The sequence below is a fragment of the Paenarthrobacter sp. NPDC090520 genome (assembly GCF_044769205.1).
Lineage (GTDB): Bacteria > Actinomycetota > Actinomycetes > Actinomycetales > Micrococcaceae > Arthrobacter.
This window is the reverse complement of record NZ_JBIVXM010000037.1, coordinates 1-14,886: the sequence shown is the minus strand read 5'-3', so window position 1 is coordinate 14,886 and position 14,886 is coordinate 1. Positions and strand designations below refer to the sequence as shown.

Annotated in this window: 16 protein-coding genes; 7 read left to right on the top strand and 9 right to left on the bottom strand. The window is 63.3% G+C overall.

From position 1 onward, the window contains the following. Window positions 1-134 precede the first annotated feature (134 nt). Together ACIQTZ_RS23470 and ACIQTZ_RS23465 are read right to left on the bottom strand one after the other, a co-directional pair. A complete protein-coding gene (locus ACIQTZ_RS23470) occupies window positions 135-1,118 on the bottom strand; it encodes a LysR substrate-binding domain-containing protein (protein ID WP_402984684.1) in 984 nt (327 codons plus the stop codon). A 7-nt stretch (window positions 1,119-1,125) separates the two neighbouring features. Then, window positions 1,126-2,406, bottom strand: a complete 1,281-nt coding sequence (locus tag ACIQTZ_RS23465; protein WP_402984682.1) for an amidohydrolase — start codon at window positions 2,404-2,406, stop codon at window positions 1,126-1,128. A 132-nt stretch (window positions 2,407-2,538) separates the two neighbouring features. Between ACIQTZ_RS23465 and ACIQTZ_RS23460 the strand changes: the two genes are divergently transcribed. Continuing rightward, a complete protein-coding gene (locus ACIQTZ_RS23460; protein ID WP_402984680.1) occupies window positions 2,539-3,456 on the top strand; it encodes a LysR family transcriptional regulator in 918 nt (305 codons plus the stop codon). Window positions 3,457-3,499: 43 nt separating this feature from the next. Here ACIQTZ_RS23460 and ACIQTZ_RS23455 read toward each other — a convergent pair whose 3' ends face one another. Both ACIQTZ_RS23455 and ACIQTZ_RS23450 read right to left on the bottom strand, forming a co-directional pair. Next, on the bottom strand, window positions 3,500-4,390 hold the full coding sequence (locus ACIQTZ_RS23455) for a nucleotidyl transferase AbiEii/AbiGii toxin family protein (RefSeq protein ID WP_402984678.1): 891 nt from the start codon (window positions 4,388-4,390) through the stop codon (window positions 3,500-3,502). Further along, on the bottom strand, window positions 4,387-4,935 hold the full coding sequence (locus ACIQTZ_RS23450; protein WP_402984676.1) for a type IV toxin-antitoxin system AbiEi family antitoxin domain-containing protein: 549 nt from the start codon (window positions 4,933-4,935) through the stop codon (window positions 4,387-4,389). Before ACIQTZ_RS23450 ends, ACIQTZ_RS23455 begins: the two co-directional genes overlap by 4 nt. Before the next feature lie 253 nt (window positions 4,936-5,188). Between ACIQTZ_RS23450 and ACIQTZ_RS23445 the strand changes: the two genes are divergently transcribed. The 6 genes from ACIQTZ_RS23445 to ACIQTZ_RS23420 are packed head-to-tail and all read left to right on the top strand — an operon-like array spanning window position 5,189 to window position 9,446. Beyond that, window positions 5,189-5,689: a RidA family protein gene (locus ACIQTZ_RS23445; RefSeq protein WP_400337627.1), complete on the top strand. Its 501-nt coding sequence runs from the start codon at window positions 5,189-5,191 to the stop codon at window positions 5,687-5,689. Next, the gene (locus tag ACIQTZ_RS23440; RefSeq protein ID WP_402984673.1) at window positions 5,682-6,488 is read left to right on the top strand and encodes a hypothetical protein; all 807 of its coding nucleotides are present in this window, start codon (window positions 5,682-5,684) and stop codon (window positions 6,486-6,488) included. Before ACIQTZ_RS23445 ends, ACIQTZ_RS23440 begins: the two co-directional genes overlap by 8 nt. Window positions 6,489-6,511: 23 nt before the next feature. After that, a complete protein-coding gene (locus tag ACIQTZ_RS23435; protein WP_402984670.1) occupies window positions 6,512-7,282 on the top strand; it encodes an amino acid ABC transporter ATP-binding protein in 771 nt (256 codons plus the stop codon). A 1-nt stretch (window position 7,283) separates the two neighbouring features. Further along, entirely contained in the window at window positions 7,284-7,922 is a 639-nt protein-coding gene (locus ACIQTZ_RS23430; protein ID WP_402951621.1) for an amino acid ABC transporter permease, read from the top strand. Further along, complete coding sequence (locus ACIQTZ_RS23425; protein WP_402951624.1) at window positions 7,919-8,572, top strand: amino acid ABC transporter permease; 654 nt, start codon at window positions 7,919-7,921, stop codon at window positions 8,570-8,572. Before ACIQTZ_RS23430 ends, ACIQTZ_RS23425 begins: the two co-directional genes overlap by 4 nt. A gap of 31 nt (window positions 8,573-8,603) precedes the next feature. Next, window positions 8,604-9,446, top strand: coding sequence for a transporter substrate-binding domain-containing protein (locus ACIQTZ_RS23420; protein ID WP_402984667.1), 843 nt, complete (start codon window positions 8,604-8,606; stop codon window positions 9,444-9,446). Window positions 9,447-9,528: 82 nt separating this feature from the next. Here the strand turns inward: ACIQTZ_RS23420 and ACIQTZ_RS23415 are convergent, their stop codons facing one another. The 5 genes from ACIQTZ_RS23415 to ACIQTZ_RS23395 all read right to left on the bottom strand — a co-directional run. Further along, complete coding sequence (locus ACIQTZ_RS23415; RefSeq protein WP_402984664.1) at window positions 9,529-10,425, bottom strand: aldose 1-epimerase family protein; 897 nt, start codon at window positions 10,423-10,425, stop codon at window positions 9,529-9,531. Next, entirely contained in the window at window positions 10,422-11,936 is a 1,515-nt protein-coding gene (gene araA, locus ACIQTZ_RS23410) for an L-arabinose isomerase (protein WP_402984661.1), read from the bottom strand. Before araA ends, ACIQTZ_RS23415 begins: the two co-directional genes overlap by 4 nt. A gap of 44 nt (window positions 11,937-11,980) precedes the next feature. Beyond that, window positions 11,981-12,688, bottom strand: a complete 708-nt coding sequence (locus tag ACIQTZ_RS23405) for an L-ribulose-5-phosphate 4-epimerase (RefSeq protein WP_402984658.1) — start codon at window positions 12,686-12,688, stop codon at window positions 11,981-11,983. Beyond that, entirely contained in the window at window positions 12,685-14,454 is a 1,770-nt protein-coding gene (gene araB, locus ACIQTZ_RS23400) for a ribulokinase (protein WP_402984655.1), read from the bottom strand. Before araB ends, ACIQTZ_RS23405 begins: the two co-directional genes overlap by 4 nt. A 162-nt stretch (window positions 14,455-14,616) precedes the next feature. Further along, window positions 14,617-14,886 (bottom strand): IS30 family transposase (locus tag ACIQTZ_RS23395; RefSeq protein ID WP_402984653.1); only part of this gene is annotated, 270 nt, incomplete at its 5' end.

Here is a 14,886-nt window from a genome sequence, read left to right as displayed (position 1 = left end):
CAAATCAACAAACTCCCGCCGGGCGTCCAACGAAAAATTCCTGACCACAACACGCTCCATCAATCAGAGCGTTGCAACGACCCTATGACTCCGCCCCGTCAAAACGCGCACTAATGCGACTTACTTGGGCGGAATTACGACGCGCGGAGGCTGGCCAGGTATTCCACCGGCGCCAAGGCGTCGGGCTGCTTCGTCTGACGGGTGATGCCGGGCGCCGAGCTGGCCAGCCGGTCGGCCGAGCGTCCCAGGCACTGCAGGAAACTGGTGACGGAAACGCCGGCCTCCGACTTGTGCCGGAGCGCCGAGATGTGCCGCCGGGCCGTGCACCCGCTGATAGCCGTGGCTACGATGTCCTCGGCTGGTACGTGGTCCAACGCAGGCACCAGTGCGATGCCCACGCCTGACCGGACCATGCCGCGGAGAGCATCGTAGTTGTCGCTCCTCACCGTGATTCGCGGCTTGAAACCTCCGCTGGCGCACAAATGCCTGAGGCACGCGTCGCCGGACGAGTCTTCCTTGGTGGATACCCAGTTCTCCCGGGCAAGGTCATGGAGCGTGATCTGCCCGGCACCGGCAAGCCTGTGCTTTTCGGGGAGCAGCAACAGGAGTTCCTCGGCCAGCAGCGGGACCGCGACCACATTGGAAGGCCATTGCTGCGGGACAAGGTCGTAGTGGAAAGCCACAGCAACATCCAGCACTGAATCCCTGACCATGGCCGCCAAGTCCGTGGGGCAGCCTTCCTCCAGTTCAACCGTGGAGGTGGGATGCCTGCGCAGGTATGACGCCAGCCCGGCGGGCAGGAGTCGTTGGCTCGCCGTGCTGAAGCTGCCCAGCCGCATGAGCCCGTAATTGCCTTTGCTGAAGCCCTTCATCTCGTCTTCGAGGGTGCTGAGGGCGGTGATGATGTCGCGCGCCCTGGTGGCCAGGAACTTTGCTGCCTCCGTGGGGCGGATGCTCTGGGCGTCGCGTTCCACGAGGGGAGCCTGCACAGCACGCTCGAGCGCTGCCACCTGCTGTGAAACGGCCGAACCGGTGTAGCCGATTTCCCGGGCGGCGTCAGCAAAGGATCCTGTGCGAAGGACCACGGAGAGGGTGCGGAGATGGACTGGATTTAACATGATGCTGCTATTTCTCGGTTGGTGGGGTGAGGAGTTGCTCCACGTTCACTGCTCCACCAGCGGCTTCGAAGTCCAGTTGCGTCTGCTCTCGGAGCCGCTCGTCCGCCAAGTAGTCTGCAATGGTCAAAGCGAGGCCGATGGCACCGTCCACTACTGCTTTGTCTCCGGCGGGGCTGATGGCATGCTGCCCGAACTCCACTGTGTGCATGGGAGTTGTTTCGCGGGAGATGCTGACGGTCGGATGGATGGAGGGGAGCCGCAAGCTGAGGTTTCCCAGGTCCGTGGACCAGCCGCCGCCCACAAGCTCGGTTTCCAGGGTGATGGCGCGTCCGCGGGAAGACATGTGCCCGTGGTAGCGGGCGGCGAGGGAATGGTTGCTGCGCACGGGAAGGTATGCCGGGAACGGATCCCAGGTGGTTTCGAGCCGCGTGCCGGTCATGAGCGCAGCTCCCTCCAGGATGTTCTGCACTCTTTGCGAAAGGTCAACCAGGCCGTCCGGGTCAAGTGAGCGGATTTCGACGACGGCGCTCGCCAGGTGGGGGACGACGTTAACCGCGGACCCGCCCTCGGTGATCAGGCAGTGCAGGCGATCTGTTGCCGGAATGTGCTGGCGAAGTGCCGCAATTCCTTGGTACGCGGCAACGACGGCGTCCAGGGCGTTGCGGCCCATGTGCGGTGCCGAAGAAGCGTGCGCGGCAACTCCGTGGAAGGTGACGTCAACGTCGCGGACAGCCAACGAGGCAAACGACGCCGCTTCGGATTCACCGGTGAAGGGGTGCAGCATGACCACGGCGTCGACGTCGTCAAAGGCGCCCGCCCGTGCCAGCAACTCCTTGCCGTTGCCGTTTTCTTCCGCAGGGGTTCCGATGAGCACAACTGATCCGCCGAGTTTTTCGATCTGCGCGGCCACGCCCAGGAATGCGCCGACCGCCGCTGCGCAGATGACGTTGTGGCCGCAGCCGTGGCCGACTCCCGGAAGGGCATCGTATTCGGCGAGCACGGCAACCTTCGGTGAGCCCGAGCCCGCCTCTGCGCGCAGTGAGGTACGCAGGCCGTAGCGCCCAACCTGGACGGGAAAACCCCGGTACCTGAGGAACTCGGCGGCGAAGGCAACGGACAGGCGCTCTTCGAAGCCCACCTCCGCGATGCCATGGATGCCGTGGCTGAGTTCCCGGAGATCCGTCGTGAGGTCTTCGATGGTGCTCGTAATGTTCCGGGCGATGGATTCGGAGGCGCCAAGTATGCCGGTGAGGGCCAATTTGGACGGGTGCGTTTCCACGGTATCCACGTGGCGTCCTTTCGAGAAGGGGAAGTGAAGAGGGCCAGTGAGTGAACGTCGTCGTCGACTCGTTGGCGCGTTGTTTAACTTAAGATACATCTGGATCTGTGTTAAGAACAGCTAATCGTGCAAGAATGTTCCATGAGCGAAAAGCCACTTCCGGACGTGCCACGGCTGCGCCTGCTCAACGAGGTAGCGCGGCAGGGATCCCTGGCTGGAGCCGCGAGGGTACTGGGCATTACGTCCTCGGCCGTTTCGCAGCAAATCAGCATCCTGGAGAAGGAAACGGGCGTGCAACTCCTGGACAGGTCTTCCCGAGGTGTGGGATTGACCGGAGCCGGCGAAATCCTGGTGGAACACGCCCGTGCGGTGGTCCGGCTCCTGGAGCAGACCCGGGCCGAAATGGACCAGCTTGGCGGGGAACTGGCTGGCAGGGTACGGATCGGATCCATTCCCTCCCTTGCGCGGAACGTGCTTCTTCCGGTCGCTGACAAGCTTGAGGTGACCGCGCCCGACGTCGAACTCACCGTCAACGTCGTTGAGCCCGTGGACAGCATCGAGCAATTGCTCAACGGAGCCCTGGACATTGCGATTGTGGACCTTTACGACAACGTCCCCGTCGCCTTCCCGGACTACCTCGTCACCCGCGAGGTCATGAATGAGCCGCTGGTCCTGGTCACGCCGCCGGACTATGTGGTGCCCCCGCGGCTGAAGCTGACTGACCTCAAGAATGCCGACTGGGTGCTGACGCCCGAGGCCGGGGCGTGCGGGCAAGCCGTACGCTTCGCGTGCCGGAATGAGGGATTCGAGCCGAACAGCCGCTGGGTGGTGGATGATCTTCTTCTGCTGGTCGAGGCCATTTCCCGGGGCAGGGGCATCTCCTTGCTTCCGCCCCTGTCCGTGGACGATACCGTTGCGCCCGTCGGGATCCATGCTTTCGACAAGCCTCGCATTCATCGCCGGGTGCTCACCGTAACGCGAAGCAGCGATGCCCGCCGGCCCATCATTAAAGCCGTCCTTGACGAGGTCCACGGGCTGCTGGGCGCCGCTGCCGCTTGAGTTGCCTACTGCCGCTGATGTCGTTCTCGGATATGACCTTGTCTCAGGGCTGGAACCTGGCCGCCCAGTCATTGAGTTCCTCAATGGCGGCCGCAAGATCGATGTCCATGCCCAGCCTTCCGGCCAGCGTCGCGAACTCCGGACCCCAATTTTCGTGGATGACAATTGCGGTAGGCCAAACCTTCGCCTGGACACCATTCATGCTCCCGATCCGGGCTCTGGTGCGGAAGATGTCTTCGCACGCTTGCAACAGGGGCTCGGTTCCCAATCCTGGGTCAAAGACATTCCGTTTCAGCAGCAGGATGTCCAGTACGTCGCGTTCCCGTTCCTCGTGGCCGGGACCAGTGCAGGCGTGCAGCTTTTGGGCAACTTGGTACTCCGGTGAGATGGAGGCCAGTGTCACTGCGGGTGTGGGTATACCGAAGGGCTCAAGGCGAGGGGCGGGCACGCTGTCATTGGACGTGTCCATGGCACCTTCCAGGAAGGACACCTCAAGGACCACCTTGCGGAACAATTTCCTCGCGAAGAAAATCTGGATCTCGTGTCGGCGGGGATTAGTCGCAGCGAGGGCAACTTCGATGTCTCCGGTTCGGGCTTTGACGACGAATGTGAAATCGCCGAGTGGCCCGGTTAATGCTTCCCGCAAGAAGGAGTCAAAACGGTCGGCCTCCGCCGTGAAAAATGTGTCGACGTCCTGCGTGGCGCGGGCGGCCGGGTGCAGGGACCATTCCAGATAGGCTCCGCCTTTCAGCCTAAGGAAGGGCTTGCCATCACTGCCTTTTGGCCGTTGAAGGGCTGCCATGAGGACGCTTGCGGCAATGGTCCAGGTGGTTACTTGGTCCGGCTCGCCCGTCTCCGTGTTGCGAATTGCGGCCAACAGCGATGAAGCGGTCTTCGCGGGCTTGACCCTGGCTGGCAGATCTCCGTATTTCACCTGGCCTCCTCTCCAAGCCGGTATCGATGAATAAGGTCCTGCGCTTCGGACTCCTCTATGAGTTCCCTCCTGGTCGCCGTCCGGATAGCCTGTGAGGCCAACCCGCGACGCATGCCTTCATCGAGCGCCCGGGCGACGGCCTGCCGGACGGGAAGCATCGGAAGTCCCTGGTGGAACTCGACGTCAAACTTTCCCTTGTGGAGGCAGTAGTGGTCCTTGCCTTTGCGGCGAATCCGTGTCCCGGGCGGCACTGCCACATGGATTTCACGTGGGTTAACGTCACAGAGATCGAGGAGCAGCAATACGCTCTCTGAGTCCAATGCAGAATCCGGTCCGGCCCAAAGCAAAGCCAGTCGGTACTCGGTGGTCTCGTCCACCGGGATCTCGGGAAACCTGTAGATCCCGTGGAGCTCGTGCGTAAGGCGTCCGCGATGAGCCATGCGGGACAAGGCTTTCGGGTCCATGCCAACTGCGACGGCCGCATCTGTGTCCACGAACCCTCCGTGGTCCATTCCAATTTCCCGGAGCTGACTCACCTTTGTCATGCCAAAAGGTTACTATTTTTAGTCACCTTTTGGCAGATAGTGCAACATTCCTGCCGATGAGCATGAGCCAGCCTTGGTGCGCCGCAGCCTAAGGCGCGTACCGCCGTCGTACCCTGACCGGCGACCCAAACCACAGCCAAAGAAAGTCTTGCGGCAGCGCCAGCAAACCTCGTTCTGTTGCAGGGTTAAACCCTGATTTCCCGTTCCATGCTTGAAGTGATCAGTGACGATCACCACAAAGGAGAACGAAGAAATGACCACCCTCGAACGACGTTTCGCAGAGCTTCCCGGCCACTGGCAGGTGCCGGGCCACTTCAAGATCAACCACAGCCACGGCATCCGCGTGGGGGACATGATCTACGTCGGTGGCCAGGAGGACCTCGACGAACAGGGCAACGTCCGCAACCCCGGCGACATCGTGGCGCAGTGCAAGTCCGTCATGGAATCGCTCAAGCGGGTCATCGAAGAACTGGGCGGCACCATGGGTGATGTTGTCCAGTTCAACACCTTCTACGCCGGCGAACTCAGCTACGAAGAGTGGCAGCGCACCTACGACATCCGCTTCAGCTACTTCCCCGCCCCCGGTCCCACCGCCACAGGCATCCTGATCGGCGAGGAGCTCAACCTCCCGGGGATCCGGGTTGAGGTTAACGCCGTCGCTATTGTTGGGAGCGCCGCCACCCGTGTTGAAGCGTTCGACGGCGGCAGGCCGGAAGCGCTTGATGATGCCAACCCGGGTGGGCGTAATGACTAGCATCAAGCCCCAGCTTGGAGTCATCCTCTGCGACCTCGACTCCTACCCCGTCGACTACGTGGAGTGCCTCACCTCGGACTCGCCCGGCATCAGCGACAATCCTGTGGGCTTCTTCGAAAACCCGGCGAGCTGGCAGGGGCTGCCCGTAGCCTACGCAGTCGCCCGTGGAGCACGCGTGGAACCTCTGGTCAACGGCGAACCTGAAGCGGTCGAAGCCTTCTGGGCGGCCAGTGAAAAGCTGGCACGCTGCCCCCTGGTGATCACCGACTGCGGCTTCTTCTTCTACGCCCGGAAGGACATGCGCCAGACAGCCAATGTGATCACGAGCGGCCTGGACCTCCTGCCCGTCGCCTCGGTGCTGACCAGCAAGGACATCGGCGTCCTGACGGTCTCGGAAAAGCTCGCCAGCAAGCTCCTCGACGATCACGTGTTGTCTTCCAGGATTGTCATCGCGGGAATGGAAGGCGAGCCCGGTTGGGCCACCATGCTCACCAACGACCACGCCCTGGGCAACGGCTGGGACCAGCCAATGCTCAAAGAAGGCGTTGCCTCCGTGGTAAAGCGCGAGTTTGGGCCCGGTGGCCGGTTCGAGAACATCGGCGTCCTGGTCTTGGAATGCACGCTGCTGCCAGAGTTCCGCCAGGAAATCCGCAAGTACACCAACGTGCCGATCCTCGACGTCGCCTCCTTCGCGCTCAACGCGCTCGGTGCAGGGTTCGACGCCGGTGCTGACGCCGCCGAGGGGCCGGCCGCTGACGGGACTTCGGCCGCCGGCGCACAAGCCGCGTCAGTCCAATGACACAAGCCAGGAACGAGTTAGCCATGCAAGAAGATGCCGCACAGGATCGGACCGCCATATCGCTGGAATCAGTGGTGAAGAGGTTCGGGAACTATACGGTGATCGACAACGTGTCCTTATCCGTCCGCGAAGGCGAAGTCGTGGCGATCATCGGCCCCAGCGGCGCCGGCAAGAGCACACTGCTCCGTTGCATCAACCTGCTGGAAGTCCCGGACAGCGGGCGCATTACGGTTGAGGGAAACCAGGTGGACGCCGGAACGGAAATCAGCCACAAGGACCTGGTCCGCCTCCGCCGCAACGTGGGCATGGTGTTCCAGTCCTTCAACCTGTTCCCACATATGACCGTGCTGCGGAACATCTCCCTCCCGCAGGAACGCGTGCTCGGCCGGACTCGTGCCGAGGCCGATGCCCGTTCCAAGAAACTCCTGGAGCGCGTGGGACTGGCGGACAAAGCCAACCAGTATCCCAGCCGATGCTCCGGCGGTCAGCAGCAGCGCATCGCCATTGCCCGGGCCCTGGCCTTGGATCCGCAGGTGATGCTGTTCGACGAGCCAACGTCTGCGCTTGATCCGGAGGTGGGCCTGGAAGTCCTCGCCGTCATGAAGGAACTGGCCTCCGAAGGCATGACCATGGTGGTGGTCACGCACGAGATGCAGTTTGCGCGGGATGTCTCCGACCGGGTGGTGGTGATGGCGGAGGGCGCCATCCTTGAACAAGGCGACCCTGCCGACGTCTTCACCTCTCCCAGCATGGACCGCACTCGCCGGTTCCTGCGAGCCGTATTGGAGCGCTGACATGGAACACCTCAGCGTGGTGGCACAAGGCGTCTCCATGACGCTGTTGCTGACACTCTCCTCGCTCTTGTTCGGTGCAATCGGCGGCATCCCGCTGGTGTTGGCGCGCCGCTCGCGGTTTGTCCTGGTCCGTTTCATTGCCAGGACCTTCATTGAGTTTCTCCGGGGCATTCCTCCGCTGGCGTGGCTGTTCATCATCTACTTCGGCGTGGGAAGCGGTGTGATCGAACTCAGCTCGTTTGCGGCCGCAGTCATCGGTTTTGGCCTGGTCTCGTCTGCGTACATGGCCGAGATCTATCGGGGTGGCTTGACCGCCATCCACGACGGCCAGTGGGAAGCCAGCGACGCCTTGGGGCTCTCGCGGGCTGCGACCCTGGCCAGCATCATCGGCCCGCAGGTGCTTCGGGTCTCGATTCCGGCAGCGGCCACGTTTGCCATCGGCCTGCTGAAGGACTCATCCGTTGCCTCCGTGATCGGCGTGCAGGACACCATCTACTGGGCTGGCCACGAATCCACGGTCACGGGTGATGCGATTGTGCCCTTCCTATGGGCGGCCGGCCTTTACGTGGCCATGACCATTCCCTGTGCCTGGGCAACGCGTTTGCTGGACAGCAAGCTCCGAAAGAGGGTTGCGCGATGACGTTCTTCAACGACTGGGTGGACTATTTCCCGGACCTGCTGGGCGGGCTGGGCGTCAGCCTCCAACTGACTCTCGTGACGCTCCTGATGGGTTTGCCGGCTGGCCTGCTGTTGGCGTTGGGGGCCGGTTCCAAGAACCGTGCCTTGCGGGTTGTTTCGATCGGCGTGATCGAAGTCGGCCGTGGAACGCCGGCCCTGGTGGTCCTGCAGCTGTTCTACTTCGGACTGCCCAGCGCCGGCATGACGCTGACGTCCTTCGTGGCAGCATCCTTGGCTTTGGCCTTCACCACCGCCGCGTACACGAGCGAAATCCTCCGCGGTGGTTTGCAGGCCGTGCCCTCTGGAGAGGTGGAAGCCGCACACGCGCTGGGCATGGCCCGCGGCGACATCCTCCGATTTGTTGTGATCCCGCAAGGGGTCAGAATCGCCATCCCGCCGCTCATGGGATTCGCGATCATGGTGTTCCAGGCGACCTCCTTGGCGTACACCATTGCCATGCCGGAACTGATGAGCCAGGCCTACTCCATCGGCTCCATTACCTTCCGCTACCTGAGCATCCTTACCCTCGCAGGGCTGATGTACGCATTGATCACCATTCCCGCGAGTTCCCTCAGCAACTTCGTCGAGCATCGACTGGCGCGTCACCGCTGACACGCCGGCACCCCCATCAAGAGGAACCATCATGAAACTACGAGTCATCGCATCGGCTGTCGCTGCCCTGACGTTGGCCGCTGGGCTTACGGGTTGCGGCGGCAGCACCGACGCCGCCGGATCCAAGACGTCCGCGGACTGCAAACCGGCATCCCAGTTCGACACCTTGAAAAAGGGCTCACTGACGGTCGCCGTCTATGAAGCACCGCCCTACGTCACCTTCAAGGGCAATGAACTTGGAGGCGTCGACGGCGACATCCTCATGGGCTTTGCCCAGAAGCAGTGCCTCACCATCAACGCCGTGTCCGCGGCCGCGGCAGCCGTGATCCCCACCGTCCAAGGTGGCCGGGCCGATGTTGCCACGGGCGGTTGGTGGCGCTCGAAGGCCCGTGCCGACATCCTGTCGTTGACGGATCCGATCTACACCGACCAGATGGTGCTGATCTCCAAGGACGGCCTTAACAAAGTGACCGACCTGAAAGGCAAGAAGGTCGGTACGGTCAACGGCAACGTGTGGGTGGACGACGCCAAGAGCTACCTCGGGGGCGACCTTCAGCTGTACAAGGCTCCGGTGGACCTGTTCCAGGACCTGAAGTCGGGCCGGCTCGACGTCGGCATTGATGGCTTCGGCGAAGCGCATAACAACAGCAACGGCCTGAAGGTGGAGGTCCTGGACCCGGATTCTGCGATCAAGGCTTCGCTTGAGCCGCCGCAGACCTGCTTCCCAGTCACGAAGGACAACGCTGGGCTGCTCAAGGCACTCAACGAGTACGTGGACGGACTGCGCAAGGACGGCGGCCTTGAGAAGATCGTGGTGAAGAACGGCTTCCCGGCTTCCGCGATCAACACCGGTGATGCCCGCCTGATCGGCTAACCCCACCCAACTAGGGGACAGCACCTGCTCCACTGAGTGCTCAGTGGGACGTGTGCTGTCCCCCAGTTGGGTGCGCGGGGCGTTAGAGGGCGTAAATGCTCCAGGATGCGGTGTGGGTCGCACCGGGTTCCAACCGGATAAGGTCTGTTCCGCTGTTGAAGGCGTCCGGTGGGCAGGTCATCGGTTCCACGGCCAGGCCGATCCGGCTCGGGATGGGTGCCGGCTTGTCTGCCGTGTGGATCTGTAGCCAGGTGTAGCTTTCGTCCCAGGACATTCCGACGCCGGTGCCCGCCGGGTCGCGCAACGACACCCGCGCCAGCCCGCCGTCGAACGCCACGTCCGTAAAGGCGTGGTCGATTTCGGTGGCGCCGATCGCGCGCGGTGAGCGGAAGTCGAACTCGTGTCCTTCAACAGGCGCCAACCGAATGGGAAGAAGCCGGTCCGGAGTGACTTCGAGGAACGTCGCGACGGGAGCGTCAAGGATCCACTCATCCAGAGGCGATGGTCCAGCCACGAGGTACGGGTGTGGGCACACGCCGTAGGGCGCGGGGGCGTCGGCGGCGTTCACGGCCGTGACGGAGGAATGCAGTCCGGCGTCGTCGAGCACGTACCGAGCCGCAACCTCCAGCACGAACGGATACCCCGGAGTCGGTCCCACCGTGCATGTCAAGGTGACCGAACCGGCGTCGTGCTCCTTCATGGTCCATTCGAGCGGAAAGGCGAGGCCGTGCAGCGCCGTACCGCGCTCCGGTTCGTTGACGGCGAGTTGGTGCGTGACGCCGTCGAACGTGTATTTGCCGTCCGCGATCCGGTTGGGCCACGGCGCTGCAATGATGCCGCGGTAATCCGGGATTGGACCGCCTTCGGCGAACGGCACCACGAGATCGCGGCCCTCGAATTGCAGGACACGCAGCGCGGCGGCCTGGGCGGTGACAACAGCCGTGTAGCCGCCCGCTGTCAGCGTGAATTCAGGGCTCACAGTCCGCCTGCCAGCTTGTAGTACGCGGCGTTCCAGGCGAGCTCTTTCTTGAACGTTTTGATGGTGGTGCTTTCGTCGATGGTGAGCAGTTCGGTGCGGGCAATTTCGGCGAAGTCCTCGAACACGTCCAGGCCCACCTGCGTGGACAATACCGTGTGGTGGGCCGCACCGGCGGTGAGCCACGCGGCGGCGGAGGTCGCGAAGTCGGGCTTGGGTTCCCAGAGCGCGCGGGCTACGGGCAGGTTGGGGAGGGGCTGGTCGAGGTCGACGACGTCCACGACGTTCGCGACCAAGCGGAACCGGTCCCGCATGTCGGACAGCGCGACGACGACTCCCGGGCCGGCGTCGGTATCGAACACCATGCGGACGGGATCTTCCTTGCCGCCGATGCCCAGCGGGTGGATTTCGACGCGCGGCTTCTTGGCGGTCAGGGACGGGCAGACCTCGAGCATGTGCGCGCCGAGGATCTTCTCCGATCCCGGTTCCAGATGGTACGTGTAGTCCTCCATGAGTGACGCCCCGCCAGCCAGGCCCGCACCCATGACCTTCGCGGCGCGGACCACGATGGCGGTCTTCCAGTCACCCTCCGCGCCGAAGCCGTAGCCGTCCGCCATGAGACGCTGAACTGCCATGCCCGGGAGTTGGCGCAGTTCGCCCAGATCCTCGAAGGAAGTGGTGAACGCGGCGGAGCCGTTCGCTTCCAGGAAGCTGCGGAGGCCGAGTTCGATCCTTGCGCTGTAGCGGAGGGATCCGTGGCGGGTGCCGCCTGCTTTCAGCTCGTCAACCACCTCGTAAAGGCGCTCGTACTCGGCTACCAAGGCGTCGACGTCGGACTCTGCGGCGGTGTGGACCGCGTCGGCAAGTTCGTTGACGGACCAGGTGTTCACCGAGACGCCGAAGCGCAGCTCGGCCTCGGTCTTGTCACCCTCGGTGACGGCCACATTGCGCATGTTGTCGCCGAAGCGTGTCAGCTTCAGCGTCCGGACCGCGGCCCAACCCGCTGAGGCGCGCTGCCAGGAGGCCACCTGGCGGGCGACCTCCGGGTTGGAGACATGCCCGACGACGGTCTTCCGCGGCACCCCGAGACGGGACTGGATGTACCCGAATTCCCGGTCGCCGTGCGCTGCCTGGTTGAGGTTCATGAAGTCGAAATCGATGTCCGCCCACGGCAGGTCCCGGTTGGCCTGCGTGTGCAGGTGCAGGAGAGGCTTGCGGAGGGCGTCCAAGCCCTGGATCCACATCTTGGCCGGGCTGAACGTGTGCATCCACGCGGTCACGCCGATCACGGAATCGTTCGAGTTGGCTTCCAGGGCGGTGCGGCGGATGGCGTCCGAATCGGTAAGGACGGGCTTCCAGACAAGCTTGACCGGCACCGTGGAATTGAGGGTTTCAGCGATCTCCTGGGACTGGGCAGCGACCTGCTTGAGGACATCCTCACCGTAAAGGTGCTGGCTGCCGGTGAGGAACCAGACCTCGCAGTGGTCAAGGGACGTGGTGTTGGCGGAAGGCATGTTGGCTCCTGGAGTTTGGGGTGTGGCCTGGTTGCGGTGCTGCGTCAGCGGCCGTAGACGTTCTGGTACCGGTCGAAAAGGGACGCAATCTTGGCGTCGTCGATCGGCAGAGGCTCGCCGAGTTGGCGGGAAACGTGGACCGTTTTGGCCACTTCCTCGCACATGACCGCTGCCTTGACCGCGGCGCGGGCGTCCTTGCCAATGGTGAACGGACCATGATTCTGCATGAGGACGGCGGGGGAATGGGAACTCCTGAGCGTCTCCACGATCCCGCGGCCGATCGAATCGTCACCAATCAACGCGAAGGGCCCCACCGGAATGGGTCCGCCGAACTCGTCGCCCATCATGGTCAGCACGCAGGGGATCTCCTCGCCTCGGGCCGCCCACGCTGTGGCATACGTGGAGTGCGTGTGGACCACTCCGCCTACTTCGGGCATGTTCCGGTACACGTAGGCATGGGCGGCGGTGTCCGAGGAGGGGGAGAGGTTGGGGTTGCCCCAATCCACGGTTCCGCCGCTGCCCGTGTTGACGCCCCGGACAGGTGTTCCGTAAAGGTCTGTCACCACCATGAGGTCCGGCGTCAGCTCGTCATAGGAGACACCGGACGGCTTGATCACCATCAAGTCGTGGCCCGGGATCCGGCCCGAAACGTTGCCGGCCGTCCACACCACCAGACCGTAGCGGGTCAGTTCAGCATGAAGTTCGCAGACATCCTTGCGGATCCTCGCGATGGTTTCCAGCAGCGCGCTCATGCGGTGGCTCCTTCCATGGTTTGGGTCGCCACGCCGTCCGAGGCTTGGGATGCAGCGTCCGACGGCGTTGCTGCCGCCGCCTGCTGCTTGTCTCTGACCGTCCGCTGGATGGCCTTGAGGCGGTGCATGACCTGGTTGGCGCCACGGCCGAAGTAGTCGTGCAGGGTCTTGTATTCCTGGAACAGCGCCTCATAGGCTGCCACGTTTTCGGGGATGGGCGTGTAGACGGCACCGGGTGCGGCAGCCATGGCGGCGGCGGCTTCCCGAATGTCCTTGTACAGGCCGGCGGCAACGGCAGCATGGATCGCTGAGCCCAAGGCCGGGCCCTGTTCGGAACCGATGGTGGAAAGTTGCAGCCCGGTCGCGTCGGCGTAGATCTGCATCATGAGCTTGTTCTTCAACAGGCCACCCGCCACGATGAACTCCTTCACCGGAACACCCGAATCGCGGAAGGCGTCCACGATGGTCCGGGTGCCGAAGGCCGTGGCTTCAAGAAGTGCCCGGTAGATATCCTCGGGCTTGGTGGCCAAGGTCTGGCCCACAACAATTCCGGAGAGCTCGTGGTCCACCAGCACCGAGCGGTTCCCCGAATGCCAATCCAGGGCGATCAGCCCGTGCTCACCGATTTCCTGCTGGGAAGCGAGCCCGGTCAGGTATTCGTGGATCCCTTGACTGCTTGCCGCGGCGGCCTGGTGATATTCAGGAGGAACTCCGTTCTTGGTGAACCAACCGAAGATGTCACCCACGCCGGACTGTCCGGCTTCGTAGCCCCACAGCCCGTCCACGATTCCGCCGTCCACTACACCGCACATGCCCGGGACTTCCCGGAGCGCATCGCCGTTCATGACGTGGCAGGTGGAGGTGCCCATGATGGCCACGAGTTGCCCGGGCCGGACGGCATTCGCAGCGGGCGCCGTGACATGTGCGTCCACGTTGCCTACGGCCACGGCGATGCCCGCCGGCAGCCCGGTCCATTCGGCCGCTTCCTCGGTAAGGTATCCGGCGGCGTCGCCCAGGCGGCCGATGGTGTGCTGGAGCTTTTCGGTGACAAAGTCCTTGAACCCGGGGTTCAGTGCTTCAAGGAATTCTTCCGAGGGATAGTTTCCATCCTGGTAGATGCCCTTGTAGCCGGCGGTGCAGGCGTTCCGCACGTACGTGCCGCACAGCTGCCACACGATCCAGTCGGCGGCCTCTACCCAGCGATCCATCGCAGCGTAGATTTCCGGATCTTCCTCCAGAAGCTGCAGGCCCTTGGCGAACTCCCATTCCGAAGAGATCAGACCGCCGTAGCGGGGGAGCCAGGCCTCGCCGCGAGCTGCCGCGAGCTGGTTGATCCGGTCGGCCTGCGGTTGCGCAGCGTGGTGACGCCAGAGCTTGACGAACGCGTGCGGGCGGTCTGCAAAGCGGTCCAGTTCGTTCAGCGGCGTGCCGTCCGCCGTCGTCGGAACCATCGTGCACGCGGTGAAGTCGGTCGCGATGCCCACCACCTGCGCGGGATCGATTCCGGCGTCGACGACGGCGGCCGGCACCGCATGGCGCAGCACGTCGCGGTAGTCGTTGGGCACCTGCAGGGCCCAGTCCGCGGGCAGCCGTTGTCCGGTGCCGGGGAGGCTTTCCGAGACGACCGCGTGCGGGTACTCGAAGACTCCGCTGCCAAGTTCCTTGCCGTCCGAAACGCGAACGACGACGGCGCGGCCGGACAAAGTGCCGTAGTCCACGCCAATGACGAATTGCTGGTCCAGGGGACGGGTCTCTGAGGTGTTCATGTGTGGTCTCCATCCGGCTGGCCAGGGCCTCATTGCCGGGGTCGGGTGAAGGGGCGGATCAAGCTGCTGATGCAATTGTTAGCGCTAACAAAATGATTGTCAAGACTTCGGCACCCAACTGGGTCGCAGTAGATGCCGTTATGAAAGGGCGGTTTCTAGCGGTTATCGCAACAGGAAGGTTCTGATCATCTCATTTGGGGTGCAGAAATCGAATCGTTGGCGGGGTCTGTCGTTGAGTTCGTGGGCGACGTAGTCGAGGTCTGTTTGGCTGTAGATGCTCAGGTCTGTGCCTTTGGGGAAGTATTGGCGCAGGAGTCCGTTGGTGTTCTCGTTCGAACCGCGTTGCCAGGGTGAGTGGGGATCGCAGAAGTAGATGTCGATATCGGCTGCGATCTTCACTTCCTTGTGCCTGCTCATCTCGGTCCCTTGGTC